Raw genomic sequence first — 19,619 nt, forward strand, 5'->3', positions numbered from 1 at the left:
CCCGGTCAAGCCGGGGTCATTTTTTTTCCACGCACGCCACCCAGGCTTTTAATACTGCCACGTCGTGCTGCCACTCCTGCTTCATCTCTTCAATCCATTCAGCAACGTTATCTTCCCAGGCAGGAAGATCCGGCGACTGGATTTGCTGACCTAGCTGTTGCAGGTGACGCAGCCCCACTGAACCTGCTGCGCCTTTAATTTTATGGCCTTCCTCAACAACACCTTTTTTATCCCGTGCCGTCAGGTTGGACTCCAGCACGCTCAAATATCCCGGCATCATCTTCTCAAACACCGCCAGCCCGTCGGTAATTAACTTCGGTCCCACCAGCTCGAGGTATTGTTCCAACATAGGAATATCTAACAGCGCTTGCGATTTACTGCTTTCTTCAGATGTCACAGTGCTCTCCTCTTCGTTTCGGGTATCCCAGTATTTTTTGATCATGGCGGTTAGCGCCGGAACCGACAGCGGCTTACTCAGCACGTCGTCCATGCCTGCGTCCAGATACTCTTTTTTATCTTTCAGTACGTTGGCGGTGAGTGCGACCAGCGGTGGCAGATCTTCACGGGCGTATTTTTGCGTGAGCTCCCGCGAGATATCCAGACCGGTCATATCCGGTAGCTGAATATCCAACAACACCAGGTCATATTCACCCGGCGTAAACATTTCCAGCGCGGCTTTCCCGGTCATCGCGACATCCACGCTGTTGCCTAATTTTTCCAGCACGGAGCGCGCAACAATAACGTTCAGCTCAATGTCTTCCACCAGCAGCACATTCAGGGCTGGCAGCGGCAGTTCATCGTCTTCAAAAGCATCTTCAATCTCTTCCGCTACCGCAGGGGCATGCACGGTCAGCGTAAAGATAGACCCTTTTCCTGCCTGGCTGGAAACCGTAATATCACCGCCCATGTTTTTCGCCAGACGCTTCGACACGGCCAAACCAATCCCTGTCCCCGTTGCCGGTTTACCGCCGTTACTGTCCTTCACCTGATAATACATAGCGAAGATTTTATCCTGCTCATCCTGCGGAATGCCGATGCCGGAATCTTCAACTTCGAAATGCAGCATATTCCCCTGGTCATAGCGCGCCCGCACGGTCACCTGCCCCTGCTGGGTAAACTTCACGGCGTTGCTGATCAGATTCCACAGGATCTGACGCAGACGCGTTCCGTCGGTAATGACCTTATGCGGCAGGGGTAACGTCGGCTCAAGCACAAAACGCAGACCCTTTTGCTGCGCCTGTAGGCCAGAGAGGTTTTCCAGATCCGCCATAAAACTGGTGAAATCGATCGGCTGGTTATCGAGCTGGACTTTACGTCGCTCCATCTTATCCATGTCGATAATATCGTTGAATATATTCCCCAGCGTCACAGCAGAGACGTGGATTGTTTTCAGGTATTTTTCCTGCTCCGCTGTTAGATCCGTATCCAGCAGGATCCGGCTTAAGCCGACAATGCCGTTAAGCGGGGTGCGCAGCTCGTGGCTGATGGTAGAAATAAAGGTGGTCTTATCGCGGCTGGCGCGCTCAAGCGCATCCTGATAACGCTTACGCTCGGTAATATCGCGTCCAAAGCCCATCAGACCATGTCGCTTACCTACGCGGTCATAGTAAGGCACTTTGCGAATTTCAAAGCAGGCTTTGCGCCCATCCGGGTAGTCCAGCCACTGTTCGTAGGTGAGCGAAACATTATGACGGAACACCTTCTCGTCGGTCTCAATCACCTTTTCAGCCGCTTCAGGAGAGTAAACGTCAGCCGGTTTTAAGTTCACCAGCTGCTTTTCGCTTTTGCCAGTCAGCAGCTCCATGGCACGGTTACAGCCGGAAAACTCCTTATCTTCATTGCGATAAAAAACCAGATCCGGCGAGGCATCAAGGAAAGAGCGTAAAAAGGAAGACTGTTGCTCAAGCTGGATCTGCGCCTCTTCGCGCTCTTTGATTTCAACCTTCAGTTGCTCGAATGTTTCCTGGCGCTCTGCTTCGGCTTTTTCACGCTCAACAATTTCCTGATTGAGCTGGGCAATATTATCTTTCAGCTGCACATTGAGCTTGAGATCGCGCTCGCGCATCTCTTCCAGCTTTTGTACCAGTCGTGACAGGCGCTGCCGGGACTCCTCAAGTTGCTCCACCACCACGGACAAGAAATAGACGGCCCAGGGGGTAATTAACAGACCAAAAAAGATAGAGCGGATGACATCAATGCTTTCTACCTGGCCATGCAGCACCATGGTGACAGCCATCTGCACCACAATTGCCAACACGACCAGAGCCAGCGCCAACAGCAGCGAAAAGCGCACCAGACCTAACTTCATCATCAGGTCGACGTAATATTGCGCCAGCATACGGATTTGCTTCATAGAGGGTTCCTTCACGACAACTTGGCACAATAATACTCAATTCTCAGCGTGACGTTGAAGATTGTGCAAGAAATGCGGAGGTTATCGGTGAAATGACCGCGGAGAGGCCATCGTAGGCCTGATAAGCAAAGCGCCATCAGGTAAGTAGGCGCAGATTGCCGGATGTCGGCTTTGCCTTATCCGGCCTACGGAGAGTTAGTTCTCAGGCAGCACCCATGGCGTACCGAGCGCCGAGCCTTGCACACCGTACTTGTTAAGGTACTTATCCAGTTCGACCATGCCGGTCCAGCGGTTTTCACACCATAGAGGTGCCAACAGCGTTGGGCGGCGCGCGCTGGCGGAAATTCGATGATAAATCACCTCTGGCGGCGTATGACGGATCATCTCCCCGGCGGTAACCGTATAGTCGTCCAGTTCAATTCCGTTCAGCCGCCCGGCTTCCCAGGCTTTCGCCATCGTACTGCCTTTCACAATATGCAGCGGGTGCAGCTTAATACCGTCAACACCCGTCTCCACCACACGTTCCATGGTTTGCAGGCATTCTGCCTGCCCTTCTCCCGGCAGACCGACAATCAGGTGTGAGCACACTTTCAGCCCGCGCTCGCGTGCCAGTCGCGTAGTGCGTTGGTAACAGGCAAAATCATGGCCGCGGTTAATACGGTGCAAGGTTTTGTCATGCGCAGTTTGCAAACCGAGTTCCAGCCATACCTCATAGCCGAGGTCTTTATACTCGCAAAGCAGATCGAGTACCGCATCCGGCACGCAGTCGGGGCGCGTCCCAACGCATAACCCGACGATACTGGCCTGGCTGACTGCCTGCTGATACATCGAACGCAGCACCTGCACTTCAGCAAAGGTGCTGGTATAGGCCTGGAAATAGGCCAGATAGCGTTTCGCGCGATTGACCAGATGCGCCTGATGCTCAAGCTGCTCGGCAATAGAATGGTGCTGCTGTGCTTCATCGGCAAACGAGGCGACATTGCAGAAAGTACATCCACCACGTCCGATGGTGCCATCACGATTTGGACAGCTAAAGCCGCCGTGAAGCGTGAGTTTATGAACCTTTTGCCCGTAACGGCGAGAAAGATCCCCACCAAACATATTGACTAATTTCTGTAACTGCATAATCTGGTAGACCGCGCCTTGAAAAGAGGCCAAAGCCTGCCATTTTTTGCCCCAGTCGGCGATGACCTGGATCAATCGCCCTGGCGTGCCTTTATTTATTGCATAACAAATCAAAATAATCGAAATTTCATTCATTCAAAATGAAATTACTTTTCCTTATATCCGACTGTTTTTTTTATCTTCTTATACTCTCAGCATAAAAACAGTATCTTTAAGACGCCAAAACTCTAAAAACCAGCATAAAATGCCAAGCATAGCGATAAACAAAGGGAGGACGGGGGATATACAGCCTTTCTGACAGTGAGACAGATCACACTTCGCACTCCATTCCCCTTGCGTTAAATCAATGTAAAAAAGCCTTAAATTTCAACATATTCATAAAGTTAATCGCCCTATAGCACATTTTTGCATAAATAAGATTGCCATTTGACCTGTGTGTGGATTCCCGATAACGTGGAAATCCGCTGGAAGCTTTCTGGATGAGCAGTCTGCTCATCATATTTATGCAGTAATTGAGATTCCCTCTGAAGCAAGTCCTCAAACTTGTTTGACCTATGCGAAAAGGATAAAGAGGGCGAATGCGAGGTAAGCGTATGACACGCAAACCCCGTCGCCATGCTCTTGGTGTGCCCGTGCGCAACGGTCCAGATGGGAATCCCGCAGAGCCTGGGGAGGTTCACTGATATGTTGTACGATAAATCCCTTGAGAGGGATAACTGTGGTTTCGGCCTGATCGCCCACATAGAAGGCGAACCTAGCCACAAGGTAGTGCGTACCGCCATACACGCACTGGCCCGCATGCAGCACCGTGGCGCAATTCTTGCCGATGGTAAAACCGGCGATGGTTGCGGTTTGCTGTTACAAAAACCTGACCGCTTTTTCCGCATCGTGGCGCAAGAGCGCGGCTGGCGTTTAGCTAAAAACTACGCCGTCGGCATGATCTTTTTAAATAAAGACGCTGAACTGGCTGCGGCTTCTCGTCGCATTGTCGAAGAAGAATTACAGCAGGAGACCCTGTCGATTGTCGGCTGGCGCGACGTGCCGACCAACGAAGGTGTTCTCGGTGAAATCGCCCTCTCCTCCCTGCCTCGAATCGAGCAAATTTTTGTCAACGCCCCTGCGGGCTGGCGTCCGCGTGATATGGAGCGTCGCCTGTTCATCGCGCGCCGTCGTATCGAAAAACGCCTCCAGGACGATAAAGACTTCTACGTCTGTAGCTTGTCGAACCTGGTCAATATCTATAAAGGTCTGTGTATGCCGGCGGATCTGCCGCGCTTTTACCTGGACCTGGCGGATCTGCGTCTGGAATCGGCCATCTGCCTGTTCCACCAGCGCTTCTCCACTAATACCGTACCGCGGTGGCCGCTGGCGCAACCGTTCCGCTACCTGGCGCATAACGGTGAAATTAACACCATCACCGGCAACCGCCAGTGGGCACGCGCACGTACCTATAAATTCCAGACACCGCTGATCCCTGACCTGCACGACGCCGCACCGTTCGTTAACGAAACCGGCTCCGACTCCAGCTCAATGGATAACATGCTGGAACTGCTGCTGGCTGGCGGGATGGACATTATCCGCGCCATGCGTTTACTGGTGCCGCCGGCCTGGCAGAACAACCCGGATATGGACCCGGAGCTGCGCGCGTTCTTTGACTTTAACTCCATGCACATGGAGCCGTGGGATGGCCCGGCGGGCATTGTTATGTCCGACGGCCGCTTTGCCGCCTGTAACCTTGACCGTAACGGCCTGCGTCCGGCGCGCTACGTCATCACCAAAGACAAGCTGATTACCTGCGCCTCTGAAGTCGGGATCTGGGATTATCAGCCGGATGAAGTCGTCGAGAAAGGTCGCGTCGGCCCAGGCGAGCTGATGGTTATCGATACCCGCAGCGGGCGCATTCTGCACTCCGCCGAAACCGATGACGATCTGAAAAGCCGCCATCCGTACAAAGAGTGGATGGAGAAGAACGTCCGCCGTCTGGTGCCGTTCGAAGACCTCGCAGACGATCAGGTCGGCAGCCGCGAACTGGACGATGACACGCTCGCCAGCTATCAGAAACAGTTTAACTACAGCGCCGAAGAGCTGGATTCCGTGATCCGCGTGCTCGGTGAAAACGGTCAGGAAGCGGTCGGCTCAATGGGTGATGATACCCCGTTTGCGGTGCTCTCAAGCCAGCCACGCATCATTTATGACTACTTCCGCCAGCAGTTCGCGCAGGTGACTAACCCACCGATCGACCCGCTGCGTGAAGCGCACGTTATGTCGCTGGCCACCAGCATCGGTCGTGAGATGAACGTCTTCTGCGAAGCCGAAGGTCAGGCACACCGCCTGAGCTTTAAATCGCCGATCCTGCTGTACTCCGATTTCACCCAGCTCACCACCATGAAAGAGGAACATTACCGCGCCGATCGCCTGGATATCACCTTCGACGTGACCGAAACCACGCTCGAAGAGACCGTCAAAGCATTGTGCGATAAAGCCGAACAGATGGTGCGTAACGGTACGGTGCTGCTGGTGCTCTCTGACCGTAACATCGCGAAAAACCGTTTGCCGGTTCCGGCACCGATGGCCGTGGGCGCAGTGCAAACGCGTCTGGTAGAACAAAGTCTGCGTTGCGACGCCAACATCATCGTTGAAACCGCCAGCGCCCGTGACCCGCACCATTTTGCTGTCCTGCTCGGCTTTGGCGCGACGGCCATTTATCCGTATCTTGCGTATGAAACGCTGGGACGATTGATCGACACTCAGGCGATTGCCAAAGATTACCGGACCGTGATGCTGAACTACCGTAACGGCATCAACAAAGGTCTGTACAAAATCATGTCCAAAATGGGCATCTCGACCATCGCCTCTTACCGCTGCTCGAAGCTGTTTGAAGCGGTTGGTCTGCATGATGATGTCGTGGCGCTGTGCTTCCAGGGCGTAGTCAGCCGCATCAGCGGCGCAGGGTTTACCGACTTCCAGCAGGATCTGCTGAACCTCTCCAAACATGCCTGGCTGGCACGTAAGCCTATCAGCCAGGGCGGTTTGCTCAAATACGTCCACGGCGGCGAATACCATGCCTACAACCCGGACGTGGTGCGCACGCTGCAACAGGCGGTACAAAGCGGCGAGTACAGCGACTATCAGGAATATGCCAAGCTGGTCAATGAGCGTCCGGCGGCCACGCTGCGCGATCTGCTGGCGATTACGCCTGGCGATGAAGCCGTAAGCATTAGCGAAGTAGAACCCGCAACCGAACTGTTTAAACGCTTTGATACCGCGGCGATGTCCATCGGTGCATTAAGCCCCGAAGCACACGAAGCGCTGGCCGAAGCCATGAACAGCATCGGTGGCAACTCGAACTCCGGTGAAGGCGGCGAAGACCCGGCGCGCTACGGCACTAACAAGGTGTCGCGCATTAAGCAGGTTGCCTCCGGTCGCTTTGGCGTAACCCCGGCGTATCTGGTCAATGCCGATGTCATTCAGATTAAAGTCGCTCAGGGCGCGAAGCCTGGCGAAGGCGGTCAGTTACCGGGTGATAAAGTCACCCCGTACATCGCTAAACTGCGCTATTCGGTACCGGGCGTGACGTTGATCTCCCCGCCGCCGCACCACGATATTTACTCTATCGAAGACTTAGCACAGCTGATTTTCGACCTCAAACAGGTCAACCCGAAAGCGATGATCTCCGTGAAGCTGGTTTCCGAACCGGGTGTCGGCACTATCGCCACAGGCGTGGCAAAAGCCTATGCGGATCTGATCACCATTGCTGGCTACGATGGCGGTACCGGCGCAAGCCCGCTCTCCTCGGTGAAATATGCGGGCTGCCCGTGGGAACTCGGTCTGGTGGAAACCCAGCAGGCGCTGGTCGCTAACGGTCTGCGTCACAAGATTCGTCTGCAGGTTGATGGCGGTCTGAAAACCGGTGTCGATATCATTAAAGCGGCGATTCTGGGTGCGGAAAGCTTCGGCTTCGGTACCGGTCCAATGGTGGCGCTGGGCTGTAAATACCTGCGTATTTGCCACCTGAACAACTGCGCAACCGGCGTGGCGACTCAGGATGACAAACTGCGTAAGAACCACTATCACGGCCTGCCGTTCAAAGTGACTAACTACTTTGAATTTATCGCCCGCGAAGTCCGTGAGCTGATGGCGCAACTGGGTGTGAAGCGTCTGGTGGATCTGATTGGTCGTACCGACCTGCTCAAAGAGCTGGAAGGGTTTACCGCCAAGCAACAGAAACTGGAGCTGTCTCGTCTGCTGGAAACCGCCGAACCGCATCCGGGTAAAGCGCTGCATTGCACCGAGAACAACCCGCCGTTTGATAACGGCGTGCTGAACGCTCAGTTGTTACAGCAAGCGAAACCGTTTGTCGACGAGCGCCAGAGTAAAACCTTCTGGTTCGATATCCGCAACACCGACCGTTCCGTTGGCGCGTCGCTGTCGGGCTATATCGCGCAAACGCATGGCGATCAGGGGCTGGCGTCTGACCCAATCAAAGCGCACTTCAGCGGTACCGCAGGCCAGAGCTTCGGCGTGTGGAACGCGGGCGGCGTGGAGTTGTATCTGACCGGTGATGCCAACGACTATGTCGGTAAAGGTATGGCGGGCGGTCTGCTGGCAGTGCGTCCTCCAGTTGGCTCTGCTTTCCGTAGCCATGAGGCGAGCATCATTGGTAACACCTGTCTGTATGGCGCCACCGGTGGCCGCCTGTTTGCCGCGGGTCGTGCAGGTGAGCGCTTTGCAGTACGTAACTCCGGCGCAATCACCGTGGTTGAAGGTATTGGCGACAACGGCTGCGAATATATGACCGGCGGCATCGTCTGTATTCTCGGAAAAACGGGCGTCAATTTCGGAGCGGGTATGACGGGTGGATTCGCCTACGTGCTCGACGAAGACGGTGAGTTCCGCAAACGCGTGAACCCGGAACTGGTAGAAGTGCTGAGCGTGGACTCGCTGGCTATCCACGAGGAACACCTGCGCGGTTTGATTACCGAGCACGTACAGCATACCGGCTCTTCACACGGCGAAGAGATCCTGGCTAACTGGCCAGCATTCTCGGCGAAATTCGCGCTGGTAAAACCAAAATCCAGTGATGTGAAAGCACTGTTGGGTCACCGTAGTCGTAGCGCAGCAGAGCTGCGTGTGCAGGCGCAGTAAGGGGTAGCAGCAATGAGTCAGAACGTATACCAATTTATCGACTTGCAGCGCGTTGATCCGCCTAAGAAGCCGCTGAAGATCCGTAAGATCGAGTTTATCGAGATCTACGAGCCGTTTTCCGAAGGCCAGGCCAAAGCACAGGCAGACCGTTGCCTGTCCTGCGGTAACCCGTACTGCGAGTGGAAGTGCCCGGTGCATAACTACATCCCGAACTGGCTGAAACTGGCGAACGAGGGGCGTATTTTTGAAGCAGCAGAACTGTCGCACCAGACCAACACTCTGCCGGAAGTCTGTGGCCGCGTGTGCCCGCAGGATCGTCTGTGTGAAGGATCCTGTACGCTGAACGATGAGTTCGGCGCGGTGACTATCGGCAACATCGAGCGCTATATCAACGATAAAGCATTCGAAATGGGCTGGCGCCCGGATATGACCGGCGTGCGCCAAACCGACAAGCGCGTGGCGATCATCGGTGCCGGTCCGGCAGGCCTGGCCTGTGCTGATGTGCTGACCCGCAACGGCGTGAAGGCGGTGGTATTTGACCGCCACCCAGAAATCGGCGGTCTGCTGACCTTCGGTATTCCAGCCTTCAAACTGGAAAAAGAGGTGATGACCCGCCGTCGTGAAATCTTCACCGGTATGGGCATTGAGTTCAAATTGAACGTGGAAGTGGGCCGCGATGTACAGCTTGACGATCTGCTGAAAGATTATGACGCCGTGTTCCTTGGCGTAGGTACCTATCAGTCTATGCGCGGTGGGCTGGAAAACGAAGACGCTTCCGGCGTATTTGATGCCCTGCCGTTCCTGATCGCCAATACCAAACAGTTGATGGGCTTTGGCGAAAACAGCGACGAGCCGTACATCAGCATGGAAGGCAAACGCGTCGTCGTTCTCGGCGGCGGCGATACCGCGATGGACTGCGTGCGGACCTCGGTTCGCCAGAACGCAGCACATGTCATCTGCGCTTATCGTCGTGACGAAGAGAACATGCCGGGTTCCAAACGCGAAGTGAAAAATGCGCGTGAAGAAGGCGTCGAATTCCAGTTCAACGTCCAGCCTTTAGGCGTGGAAGTGAACGCCAACGGTAAGGTATGCGGTGTGAAAATGGCGCGTACTGAAATGGGTGAACCGGATGCGAAGGGCCGTCGCCGTGCGGAGATCGTCGCCGGTTCCGAACACGTTGTTCCGGCAGATGCGGTGGTACTGGCGTTTGGCTTCCGTCCGCACAGTATGGAGTGGCTGGCAAAACACAGCGTCGAACTGGATTCTCAGGGCCGCATTATTGCTCCAGAGCGCAGCGACAACGCCTTCCAGACTAGCAACCCGAAAATCTTCGCCGGTGGTGACATCGTGCGCGGTTCGGATCTGGTAGTCACCGCGATTGCCGAAGGTCGTAAAGCGGCGGACGGCATCCTGAACTACCTGGAAGTGTAATACAGCCTCTTAAGGCATCTCATCTGCCCTGGTGGGTGAGATGCCAAATTCCTGCCGCAATACCGCCAAACCTGCCGATTAAGCCAGTCTGACAACACCTTTAGTAAACAGGGCAAATAACCTTAACACCCCAAACACATCAACATCATGAATAATAACCATGTAAAAATCAGACGAAAACGTTTGCTTTACGTTGAGAACTGTATATTATGCGGCGGATTTTTTGGGCAAAATTCATGGAGGCGTTGTGTCGCAAGACAACAATTATAGCCAGGGCCCCGTCCCTCTGGCGGCGCGAAAAGGCGTAGTTCCACTAACATTTGTGATGTTGGGGCTCACATTTTTTTCCGCCAGTATGTGGACCGGTGGCACACTCGGTACCGGTCTTTCCTATAATGATTTCTTCCTGGCAGTTCTCTTCGGTAATCTTCTCCTCGGTATTTACACTGCATTTCTCGGTTTTATCGGCGCAAAAACAGGGCTCTCAACCCACCTTCTGGCGCGTTACTCATTTGGTGTGAAAGGTTCATGGCTTCCCTCTCTGCTGTTAGGCGGCACACAGGTAGGCTGGTTTGGCGTTGGTGTGGCCCTGTTTGCTATCCCGGTTGGCAAAGCGACGGGAATTGACGTCAATATCCTGATTGCGGTTTCCGGTCTGCTGATGACCCTGACCATCTTTTTTGGCATCTCAGCGCTGACCGTTTTATCTATCATCGCCGTGCCTGCCATCGTCGTACTTGGCAGCTACTCCGTCTGGCTGGCAGTGAGCGATGTCGGCGGTTTGGAGCATTTAAAAGCGATAGTGCCGCAAACGCCGCTGGATTTCTCCACCGCACTGGCGCTGGTGGTCGGTTCGTTTGTCAGCGCAGGAACGTTAACCGCTGACTTCGTCCGTTTTGGCCGCAACGCCAAAGGCGCGGTGCTGATCGCCATGGTGGCGTTTTTCCTTGGCAACTCCTTGATGTTCATCTTCGGCGCTGCGGGCGCGGCTGCGGTTGGACAGGCGGATATCTCTGACGTGATGATTGCCCAGGGACTGCTGCTGCCCGCAATCATCGTTCTCGGCCTGAATATCTGGACCACCAACGATAATGCGTTGTATGCATCGGGCCTGGGATTTGCCAATATTACCGGCCTTTCCAGCCGTACGCTGTCAGTGGCTAACGGTATTATCGGCACACTGTGCGCGCTATGGCTTTACAATAACTTTGTCGGCTGGCTGACATTTCTGTCGGCAGCGATTCCCCCGATTGGCGGGGTGATCATCGCCGACTATCTGCTGAACCATCGCCGATATGCCGACTTCAGCAAAGCGCAATTTATTTCCGTAAACTGGATAGCGCTCCTGTCCGTTGCACTGGGCATTGCCGCAGGTCACTATATTCCAGGCATCGTGCCCGTCAATGCCGTACTCGGCGGCGTATTCAGCTATATCCTGCTGAATCCACTTTTCAATCGCAGCCTTGCTAAATCCCCGGAGGTCAGCCATGCAGAATAATAACATCACCATTCATCAGGCGCGTTTACAGGGACGTGAAGGGTTATGGCAAATCACGATTGAAAACGGGCGCTTTAGCCGTATTGAGCCTCAAGACGCAGCGACGATACCACAGGGTGAAGTGCTTGATGCTGAAGGCGGTCTGGCAATCCCACCGTTCGTTGAGCCACATATCCATCTGGACACTACGCAAACCGCGGGCGAGCCGAGCTGGAATCAGTCTGGTACGCTGTTTGAGGGCATTGAGCGCTGGGCTGAACGTAAGGCAATGCTCACTCACGAAGACGTCAAAGCGCGCGCCATGCAGACCCTGAAGTGGCAGATGGCCAACGGCATCCAGTATGTCCGTACTCACGTTGACGTTTCCGACCCTACGTTGACGGCGCTAAAAGCCATGCTGGAGGTGAAGCAAGAAGTCGCTCCATGGGTAGAGCTACAGATTGTCGCGTTCCCGCAAGAAGGCATTCTTTCTTATCCCAACGGTGAAGCGCTCCTGGAGGATGCCGTGCGTCTGGGCGCCGACGTCATTGGCGCGATCCCGCACTTTGAATTCACGCGTGAATATGGCGTAGAGTCGCTGCATAAGATTTTCGCTCTGGCGCAAAAATACGACAGACTTATCGACGTGCACTGTGACGAAATCGATGATGAGCAATCCCGCTTTGTTGAAACCGTTGCGGCCCTGGCGCATCGCTACAATATGGGCGAACGCGTGACCGCCAGCCATACCACGGCAATGCATTCCTATAACGGCGCGTATGCTTCCCGTCTTTTCCGTCTGTTGAAAATGTCCGGTATTAACTTTGTCGCAAATCCACTGGTGAATATTCACCTGCAAGGGCGCTTCGACACGTACCCTAAGCGTCGTGGTGTTACGCGCGTCAAAGAGATGCTGGAGGCGGAGATCAACGTCTGCTTCGGTCATGATGACGTCTTCGATCCGTGGTACCCGCTGGGCACTGCGAATATGCTGCAGGTGCTGCATATGGGATTACACGTGTGCCAGTTGATGGGATACGGACAAATTAACGATGGGTTGAACCTGGTCACCACCCACAGCGCGAAAACCCTGCACCTGCAGGACTACGGTCTGAACGTGGGGAATTCTGCGAATCTGGTGATTTTGCCTGCAGAAAATGGGTTTGATGCGGTTCGTCGCCAGACGCCTGCCCGTTATTCCATTCGTCATGGTCGAGTCATTGCCGAGACGGTCCCAAGCCAAACCACACTGCATCTGACGCAGCCAGAAACGGTGACGTTTAAGCGCTAGGTCGTTACATTCCATGTCGGATGGCGTAAGCCTTGCCATCCGACACAGTCTCTCATTCTCAAGCTTGTAATAAACTGGCGCGGACTTTGATCACCACCTTTTTGATGTCCATCGGGGCCTGCACCACACAACCCGGTTTATGCGGCTCGCCCGGCATAAAAATCACAAATTTTCCCGGCTTCAGTACCATAGCCTGCTCATCGGCAATCTGACTGCACAGCTGATAATCATCCTCAACGTGCATCTCTTCGCAGTGACGAGCAGAATCGGTCATCCCAAACAGAATACGTTCTTCGCCGGACAACAGCATCTGAATATCAATGTACTGCTGATGCAGCTCCGCTTTCTTTTGCTCTGGGCTCTGCGTTGTAAATTGCATGACATTCATAAAAATATTCTCGCCCTGCAACGTGTAGCGCCCAGGCGTCTTCTCCTGCGGATTCGCCGCAATGGCAAGCGTTAACGCCTGCTGCAAGACCGGATGTAATCCGGCAGAAGGCAGTGAATTCAACGCATCTGATATCATCATCATTCTCCCTGGGCCAACAGCGCGGCCCCCAGTAATCCAGCGTCATGACGGTAATGCGCCGCCAGCAATTCCACGTGATAGGCCAAAGGCTCTTGTGCCAGATAATGTTCCACCAGCGCCAGATACCCTTCAGCCAGCCCAACGCTGCCGCCAATCACCACAATCTGGCAATCGGTCGTGGCCTTCACATCGGCAACAAGCCTTGCCAATGTTCGCGCTGAGCGATGGATCAACCGACTTGCCTGCTCATCCCCCTGCCCGGCACAGCTAAAAATAGTTTTGGCGTCGCATCCGGCAAGCGCGCCTTCGGCTGCCGCCGCTATTCCACGACCGGATGCGATCGCCTCAACGCAGCCCACACGCCCGCAGCCGCAAACAGGCCCATGCGGATCGGCCAGCGTATGTCCCAGATGCCCAGCAAGACCGCCGATTCCAGTCAGCAGTTTCCCACCGCTGACGACTCCCCCGCCCACGCCTGTGGAGACGGTAATAAACACCAGATCGCGGTACTCACCACCAAGCGCATGGTACTCAGCCCACGCCGCTGCCTGTGCGTCATTGACGGCCAGCGTCGGCAGGTCGGTGATTTGTTCCAGCGTTTGTGTCAGCGGAAAATGCATCAACCCGCCGAGGTTATGCGAATTCAGCGACAGTAAAGCCCCCTCACGGATAATCCCCGTCGAGGCGATCGCCACCCGATTAGCACGCCCCTGTAGCGGTGCAACCAGTGTTTGTAACGCAGTGCGCAGCGCTTGCGGCGTTTTACTGGCAGGCGTCGGCAGTTCATGCCGCTCGCGGACTTGCAGATTGTTCTCTACCAGCGCGGCAGCCAATTTGGTGCCGCCAATATCAATCGCCAGTGTGGTCATGGCGCAGCCTCATGCATCGTGGTGGCGCTCTGTAGCTCGAAGAACGACATATTTCTTCCCTTACGGCTATTGCCCGGTTCAGCACCGGGCAATTGGATTAACTTTTGGATTTCACCATGGTGCTTTTGTCACCGCCGAACGGCACGGCACCGCTAAACGGTCGACCATCAATGGCATCATGCGTACGCAACGCTTCAGGACGCAGCCAGCGCTGTACACGGGACGGCATATCAAGACCAATCAGCAGGATCACTACAAATGTCAGGCCGAAAGAGAGCGATCCCAGCGCGGTACCCAGATCAAGACGTTGGGCAATCAGCGCGCCGATGATCGGTGCCAAAGCCCCGCCCAGTGCGCCCACGTTATAGGTGAAGCCCAATCCCGCCGCACGCTGATCGGTATCGAAATAGCCGCCAATCAGTTTTGGTAAGATCCCGGAGATCCCCTGGCCGAGCATTTGTTGGAAAAACAGCAGCAAACCCAGTACCCAAACGTTTGAACCGCCTATCGCAAATACCGGAATAATCAGCAACTGCGAGGCCAGCAGACTGCAGACATAGGCTTTACGCGTGCCCAGCCAGTCACCAAGAAAACCGCCGACGCAACAACCAACCGCCGCACCAAAGCCGCTAAAGAAGAGCACTCTGGCCACCGTGGAAGGATCGTACAGCAGTTCCGTTTTCAGATAGGTTGGCAACAGCGCCTGAATCGGCCACGAGTACAGGAAGGCAAATAGCACGACCACCATCAGCATCACGCCCGTTGGCCAGCGTTTCCCGCTGCTTTGCACCATAAAGCTAATGAAGATAAAGGCGCATATCAGTCCCAGGACCGCCACAATAGCCGCATTTTGCAGGTTGCCAGCAAAGCAGAACCACAGCGCGGTTGCAGCGGCGAGCGTCATCAGAATATTAATTACCCGATGCTCGCCCCGGTAGAGAATGTCCACCATCGTGCGTACCGGCGCTTTGCCTTCGTGTTTCTCTTTCCAGTCTTCCGCTTCCGGAATATTTTTACGCAGCCAGAGGGCGAAGATAATTGGCAGGATGCCGATGAAAAACAGCGCACGCCATCCCCAGACCGGGACCACCAGGCTGTAAACCTGGGCGGCGATCACGGCACCAACGGAAAAGCCGGAAATCAGGAAACCACTGGCTTTGTTTCGCAGGTGTTTAGGCCAACTTTCAATAACATAGGTTGCGCTGGAGCCATACTCACCGGCCATTCCCATACCGATAACCAGGCGGGCGATAAACATGGTGGTGTAGCCCGGCGCGAAACCGCAGGCCAGCGTTCCCACAGAGAACAGAATGATGCTGGTGACCATTGCCAGGCGGCGTCCGTAGCGGTCGCCCATTGCCCCCAGCATTAACCCGCCAAACCAACGGGAGATAAAGGCGGCCGAGATCAGGCTGGCGGCCTGCACCGTCGTCAGTCCGAATTCGCCCTGCACTTCTGTCAGCACCAGGGCGATTAACACAAAATCGAAACCATCAAGCAAATATCCCAGCCAGGCGGCGGAAAATGCCCGCCATTGAGCCCGATTGAGATGGCGATACCACGGGATGTTCTGGGTAGAAGTACTCATTTTACTCTCCCGACGATTTTTGTTGTTGTGCCGGGTGGTGACTTTGCCTTACCCGGCCTACGGTCGAAAATCCAGGCCGGGCAAGCGAAGCGCCCCCGGCGACCCGCGATTACGCCTTTTCCGCCAGCAGTTGGTTTGCCAGCGCTTTCAGTTCCGGCAGATAGTGTTCATCTACCGGGGCAAAGGGTTTACGGCACAGTGGGACAGAAACCACATCCATATAGTGCAGTACTGTTTTCAGGCCGCGGAACACGCCAACCTTAATAAGCAGATCGATAACCTTATTGCACTCGGTTTGCAGCTTTTGCGCCGTGCGAATGTCACCTTCTTTGAGCGCTTTCACAATTCCCTGATAGCGCCACCCCATGATGTTGTAAGTGCTACCGATACCGCCATCTGCGCCCGCGAGCAGTCCGGAAGCGAAGATTTCGTCATAGCCGTTATAAAGCACCAGATCGGGATGAGCGCGGCGGATCTGTTCCATCTGATAGAGATCGCCTGAAGTTTGCTTCAGAGCACCAACGCCCGGCAGCGTCACCAGCGTGTTGATCTGATCCAGCGTCAGTTTTACGCCGCTCAGCGCCGGAATGTTATAGACCACCATCGGTAAACCATCAGCGGAATCAATAATTGCGCGGTAGTGATCGCAATGTTCTTCAAAGCTGAACGGATAGTAAAACGGTGTAACGGCCGAAACGGCATCAAAGCCGTAACGATGTGCCGCGCTCGCCAGCTGTTGGCTCTCTTCAGTACTCACCGTGCCAACGTGGGCGATCAGCGTCACCTTACCTTTCGCCTCTTCGGCAACAATTTCCAGTACCTGCTCTCTTTCAACGCGGTTTTGGACAAAGGCCTCACCCGTTGAGCCACCGACATAGAGCCCGTCTACACCCTGACCAATGTTGAAACGCACCAGGCGGCGCAAACTCTCGATGTCCAGTCTCTGTTGGTTATCGAATGGGGTTAACAACGCTGGCATTACGCCTTTTAAATCTCTTGCCATAACGACCTCTGACGATGATTAGTGTTATCTGACTGCATACCTTTATACCTGTTATACCAGATCAAATAAGCAGCAATACAATAGAGAACGCTTATAGTGCGATCTACTTCACTAAACACGTCATCCTTCGAGCCGCCTCTGCGTTAGCTGCGTTCGCTCACCCCTGTCACATAGTTATCTATGCTCCAGGGAACTCGCTCTCCTGCCGCCTTGATGCAACTTGAATGATTTTGTGTTTAAACGATCGTCAGGATCGCGATCACTTACGCAATTTTTTACTTTTGCTGAAGGCGTGCCAGGTCGCGGAAACGCTGTTGAGGTGTTCTTGCAGTGCGCGGTCAGCTTCCTCAGGATCGCGCTGACGAATAGCTTCTACAATCGCGATATGCTGCTGATAACTCACGTTGTTGTGCTCATACAACTCTTGATCGGCAACGGTCGGACGGGCGGCAATCAGCCAGTCTAACAGCGCAACATGGATAGCCATAAAGATAGGATTACCCGGGATCTCAGCCAGTACACGGTGAAAATCAACGTCCGAGCGGATGAACAACGTATTGTCATCGAGCGACTGGCTGTTGATCTCCAGTGCTTTAGCCAGTCTGTCGATTTGCTCATCTGTCGCATGTTCGGCGGCGTATCGTACCAGGCTGGATTCAAAGAACAGTCGCAACTGCTCGAAGTGGGCAATGCCGCCGGGATGTGCGAGGAAATCTTTCGCCATACCAGACAGCTCGCTAATGATGGTATCAGCTGAAGGACGCGAAACGCGGGCGCGCTCGCCGTTGTTGATTTGTACCAGACCTTTGCGTTTTAACGCGGCCAGCGCTTCTCGTACAGAAGGACGGCCCACGTTAAAGAAGGCCATCAGCTCCCGCTCAGACGGCAACTGTTCGCCCTCGCCAAATTCCCGACGACGAATCATCTGCTCCAGTTCTTCTTCAACCATTTCAGACAGTTTTTTACGCGCCAACGGGCGATTGCGTAAGCTACGGCCAATGGTGGATGGAGAGTCTTCAGCTTGCGAATCAAATGCGTTCATAGGGTCCATTCAGCTAAGTCGTGGTGATAAACAACAGCGGGTTTATCCTAACACAGGATCGAAAGCAGGGTGAAATGATGGACGATCTGATCCGGCTGGCTTATTGATAATATACGTAACAGCAATATTATTTTAAGCGAGTATCTTCTGCCTCATTTTAATTGAATGGAGTTAAATAGCTTCATGAAAATTATGAACATGAACGTGATAATTTATCATAACATTCTATTTTATAACGATAAATAATTACATCATTGAATTAAAAATAAGATATTCACTCCATAAAAAATGCCCAGAAAAATATAACATCCGTTTTGACAACAGCATTATTACCGGATTTATCTTCTTCTCTGGCATGGAGTGAAACAATGTTCGGCATCATTATCTCTGTCATCGTTTTATTAACGATGGGTTACCTGATCCTCAAAAACTACAAACCGCAGGTCGTGCTGGCCGCCGCCGGGATCTTTCTGATGATCTGCGGCGTTTGGCTGGGCTACGGCGCGTTGGTCGCTGACGACAAAAGCAGTGGCTATCTACTGTTCGATATTTACAACGAAATTTTGCGTATGCTCTCCAACCGTGCGGCCGGACTGGGGTTATCAATCATGGCGGTGGGCGGTTATGCCCGTTATATGGACAGAATGGGGGCCAGCAGAGCGATGGTTAGCCTGTTAAGTCGCCCGCTCAAGCTAATCCGTTCCCCCTATGTAGTTCTTGCCGCCACCTATGTGATTGGTCAGATCATGGCGCAATTCATTACCAGCGCATCCGGGTTAGGTATGTTGCTGATGGTGACGCTGTTCCCAACACTGGTTAGTCTTGGCGTGAGCCGTTTATCCGCTGTTGCGGTCATTGCCACTTCGATGTCGATTGAATGGGGCATTCTGGAAACCAACTCTATTTTTGCCGCGCAGGTCGCGGGCATGAAAATCGCCACCTATTTCTTTCAATACCAGTTGCCCGTCGCGTCGTGTGTCATTGTCGCCGTCGCCATTGCGCATTTTTTCGTTCAGCGTCAATTTGATAAAAAAGCCGCACCGGAAAGTAACGGATTTGCGGAACAAAAGACGCTGGAAAACGTACCTCCGCTCTATTACGCCATTCTACCTGTCATGCCGCTGATCCTGATGCTGGGCTCGCTTGCCCTTGCACAAATGGGACTAATGAAAGCAGAGTTGAATCTGGTGGTGGTGATGTTGATGAGCATGACGCTGACTATGTTTGTTGAATTCCTGCATAAACATAATCTGCGCGAAACGATGGATGATGTGCAGGCTTTTTTTGACGGCATGGGGACGCAGTTTGCCAACGTTGTCACGCTGGTGGTCGCCGGTGAAATCTTTGCGAAAGGGTTGACGACTATCGGGACTGTCGACGCCGTCATAAAAGGCGCAGAGCATTCCGGTCTTGGCGGCATCGGCGTGATGATCATCATGGCTGTAGTCATTGCCGCCTGTGCGATCGTCATGGGGTCAGGCAACGCGCCGTTTATGTCTTTTGCCAGCCTCATTCCGGATATTGCCGCCGGGCTGCATATTCCTGCCGTAGTAATGATTATGCCGATGCATTTTGCCACTACGCTGGCCCGGGCGGTGTCACCCATTACCGCGGTCATTGTCGTGACATCGGGTATTGCCGGCGTATCGCCCTTTGAAGTGGTAAAACGTACAGCAATCCCGATGGCAGTAGGATTTGTGGTGAATATGGTAGCCACCATCGCTCTGTTTTATTGATGCCAAAGCCAGAAAACAGAACAGGCCCCA

At 53.9% G+C, this 19,619-nt stretch carries 12 protein-coding genes; 5 read left to right on the plus strand and 7 right to left on the minus strand.

Annotated elements, in window-relative coordinates; all coding sequences use genetic code 11:
• Positions 1–16: 16 nt before the first annotated feature.
• Together arcB and mnmL are read right to left on the minus strand one after the other, a co-directional pair.
• Positions 17–2,353, minus strand: coding sequence for an aerobic respiration two-component sensor histidine kinase ArcB (arcB, locus tag OGX92_RS04630; protein ID WP_286586281.1), 2,337 nt, complete (start codon positions 2,351–2,353; stop codon positions 17–19).
• Between the two features lie 195 nt (positions 2,354–2,548).
• Positions 2,549–3,478 (minus strand): tRNA modification radical SAM protein MnmL/YtqA, encoded by a 930-nt coding sequence (mnmL, locus tag OGX92_RS04635; RefSeq protein ID WP_008785937.1) that lies wholly within the window; start codon positions 3,476–3,478, stop codon positions 2,549–2,551.
• Between the two features lie 684 nt (positions 3,479–4,162).
• On the opposite strand from mnmL, the gene gltB reads away from it, so the two are divergent.
• From gltB to OGX92_RS04655, 4 genes are all read left to right on the plus strand, one after another.
• On the plus strand, positions 4,163–8,623 hold the full coding sequence (gene gltB / locus OGX92_RS04640) for a glutamate synthase large subunit (protein WP_003828779.1): 4,461 nt from the start codon (positions 4,163–4,165) through the stop codon (positions 8,621–8,623).
• A 12-nt stretch (positions 8,624–8,635) separates the two neighbouring features.
• Entirely contained in the window at positions 8,636–10,054 is a 1,419-nt protein-coding gene (locus OGX92_RS04645; RefSeq protein WP_063941616.1) for a glutamate synthase small subunit, read from the plus strand.
• A 247-nt stretch (positions 10,055–10,301) separates the two neighbouring features.
• Complete coding sequence (gene codB, locus OGX92_RS04650) at positions 10,302–11,552, plus strand: cytosine permease (RefSeq protein WP_286586282.1); 1,251 nt, start codon at positions 10,302–10,304, stop codon at positions 11,550–11,552.
• The gene (locus tag OGX92_RS04655; protein ID WP_286586283.1) at positions 11,542–12,822 is read left to right on the plus strand and encodes a cytosine deaminase; all 1,281 of its coding nucleotides are present in this window, start codon (positions 11,542–11,544) and stop codon (positions 12,820–12,822) included. Before codB ends, OGX92_RS04655 begins: the two co-directional genes overlap by 11 nt.
• Positions 12,823–12,880: 58 nt before the next feature.
• Here OGX92_RS04655 and nanQ read toward each other — a convergent pair whose 3' ends face one another.
• From nanQ to nanR, 5 genes are all read right to left on the minus strand, one after another.
• Positions 12,881–13,348, minus strand: a complete 468-nt coding sequence (gene nanQ / locus OGX92_RS04660; RefSeq protein ID WP_003828788.1) for an N-acetylneuraminate anomerase — start codon at positions 13,346–13,348, stop codon at positions 12,881–12,883.
• Positions 13,349–13,350: 2 nt separating this feature from the next.
• The gene (gene nanK / locus OGX92_RS04665) at positions 13,351–14,220 is read right to left on the minus strand and encodes an N-acetylmannosamine kinase (RefSeq protein WP_240389377.1); all 870 of its coding nucleotides are present in this window, start codon (positions 14,218–14,220) and stop codon (positions 13,351–13,353) included.
• Positions 14,221–14,317: 97 nt separating this feature from the next.
• Entirely contained in the window at positions 14,318–15,808 is a 1,491-nt protein-coding gene (nanT, locus tag OGX92_RS04670) for a sialic acid transporter NanT (protein WP_003828791.1), read from the minus strand.
• A 109-nt stretch (positions 15,809–15,917) separates the two neighbouring features.
• The gene (gene nanA / locus OGX92_RS04675) at positions 15,918–16,811 is read right to left on the minus strand and encodes an N-acetylneuraminate lyase (protein WP_003828793.1); all 894 of its coding nucleotides are present in this window, start codon (positions 16,809–16,811) and stop codon (positions 15,918–15,920) included.
• Between the two features lie 259 nt (positions 16,812–17,070).
• Positions 17,071–17,862: a transcriptional regulator NanR gene (gene nanR, locus OGX92_RS04680; protein ID WP_126317335.1), complete on the minus strand. Its 792-nt coding sequence runs from the start codon at positions 17,860–17,862 to the stop codon at positions 17,071–17,073.
• A gap of 359 nt (positions 17,863–18,221) precedes the next feature.
• On the opposite strand from nanR, the gene dcuC reads away from it, so the two are divergent.
• A complete protein-coding gene (gene dcuC, locus OGX92_RS04685; protein WP_240389378.1) occupies positions 18,222–19,589 on the plus strand; it encodes an anaerobic C4-dicarboxylate transporter DcuC in 1,368 nt (455 codons plus the stop codon).
• Positions 19,590–19,619: the final 30 nt, after the last annotated feature.

This window comes from Citrobacter sp. Cpo089 (assembly GCF_030332695.1).
Classification (GTDB): Bacteria; Pseudomonadota; Gammaproteobacteria; order Enterobacterales; family Enterobacteriaceae; genus Citrobacter; species Citrobacter portucalensis.

Coding starts and splice junctions, on each gene's coding strand:
- arcB (WP_286586281.1), bottom strand. CDS start 2,353: ATGAAGCAAATCCGTATGCTGGCGCAATATTACGTCGACCTGATGATG.
- mnmL (WP_008785937.1), bottom strand. CDS start 3,478: ATGCAGTTACAGAAATTAGTCAATATGTTTGGTGGGGATCTTTCTCGC.
- gltB (WP_003828779.1), top strand. CDS start 4,163: ATGTTGTACGATAAATCCCTTGAGAGGGATAACTGTGGTTTCGGCCTG.
- OGX92_RS04645 (WP_063941616.1), top strand. CDS start 8,636: ATGAGTCAGAACGTATACCAATTTATCGACTTGCAGCGCGTTGATCCG.
- OGX92_RS04655 (WP_286586283.1), top strand. CDS start 11,542: ATGCAGAATAATAACATCACCATTCATCAGGCGCGTTTACAGGGACGT.
- nanQ (WP_003828788.1), bottom strand. CDS start 13,348: ATGATATCAGATGCGTTGAATTCACTGCCTTCTGCCGGATTACATCCG.
- nanK (WP_240389377.1), bottom strand. CDS start 14,220: ATGACCACACTGGCGATTGATATTGGCGGCACCAAATTGGCTGCCGCG.
- nanT (WP_003828791.1), bottom strand. CDS start 15,808: ATGAGTACTTCTACCCAGAACATCCCGTGGTATCGCCATCTCAATCGG.
- nanA (WP_003828793.1), bottom strand. CDS start 16,811: ATGGCAAGAGATTTAAAAGGCGTAATGCCAGCGTTGTTAACCCCATTC.
- nanR (WP_126317335.1), bottom strand. CDS start 17,862: ATGGACCCTATGAACGCATTTGATTCGCAAGCTGAAGACTCTCCATCC.
- dcuC (WP_240389378.1), top strand. CDS start 18,222: ATGTTCGGCATCATTATCTCTGTCATCGTTTTATTAACGATGGGTTAC.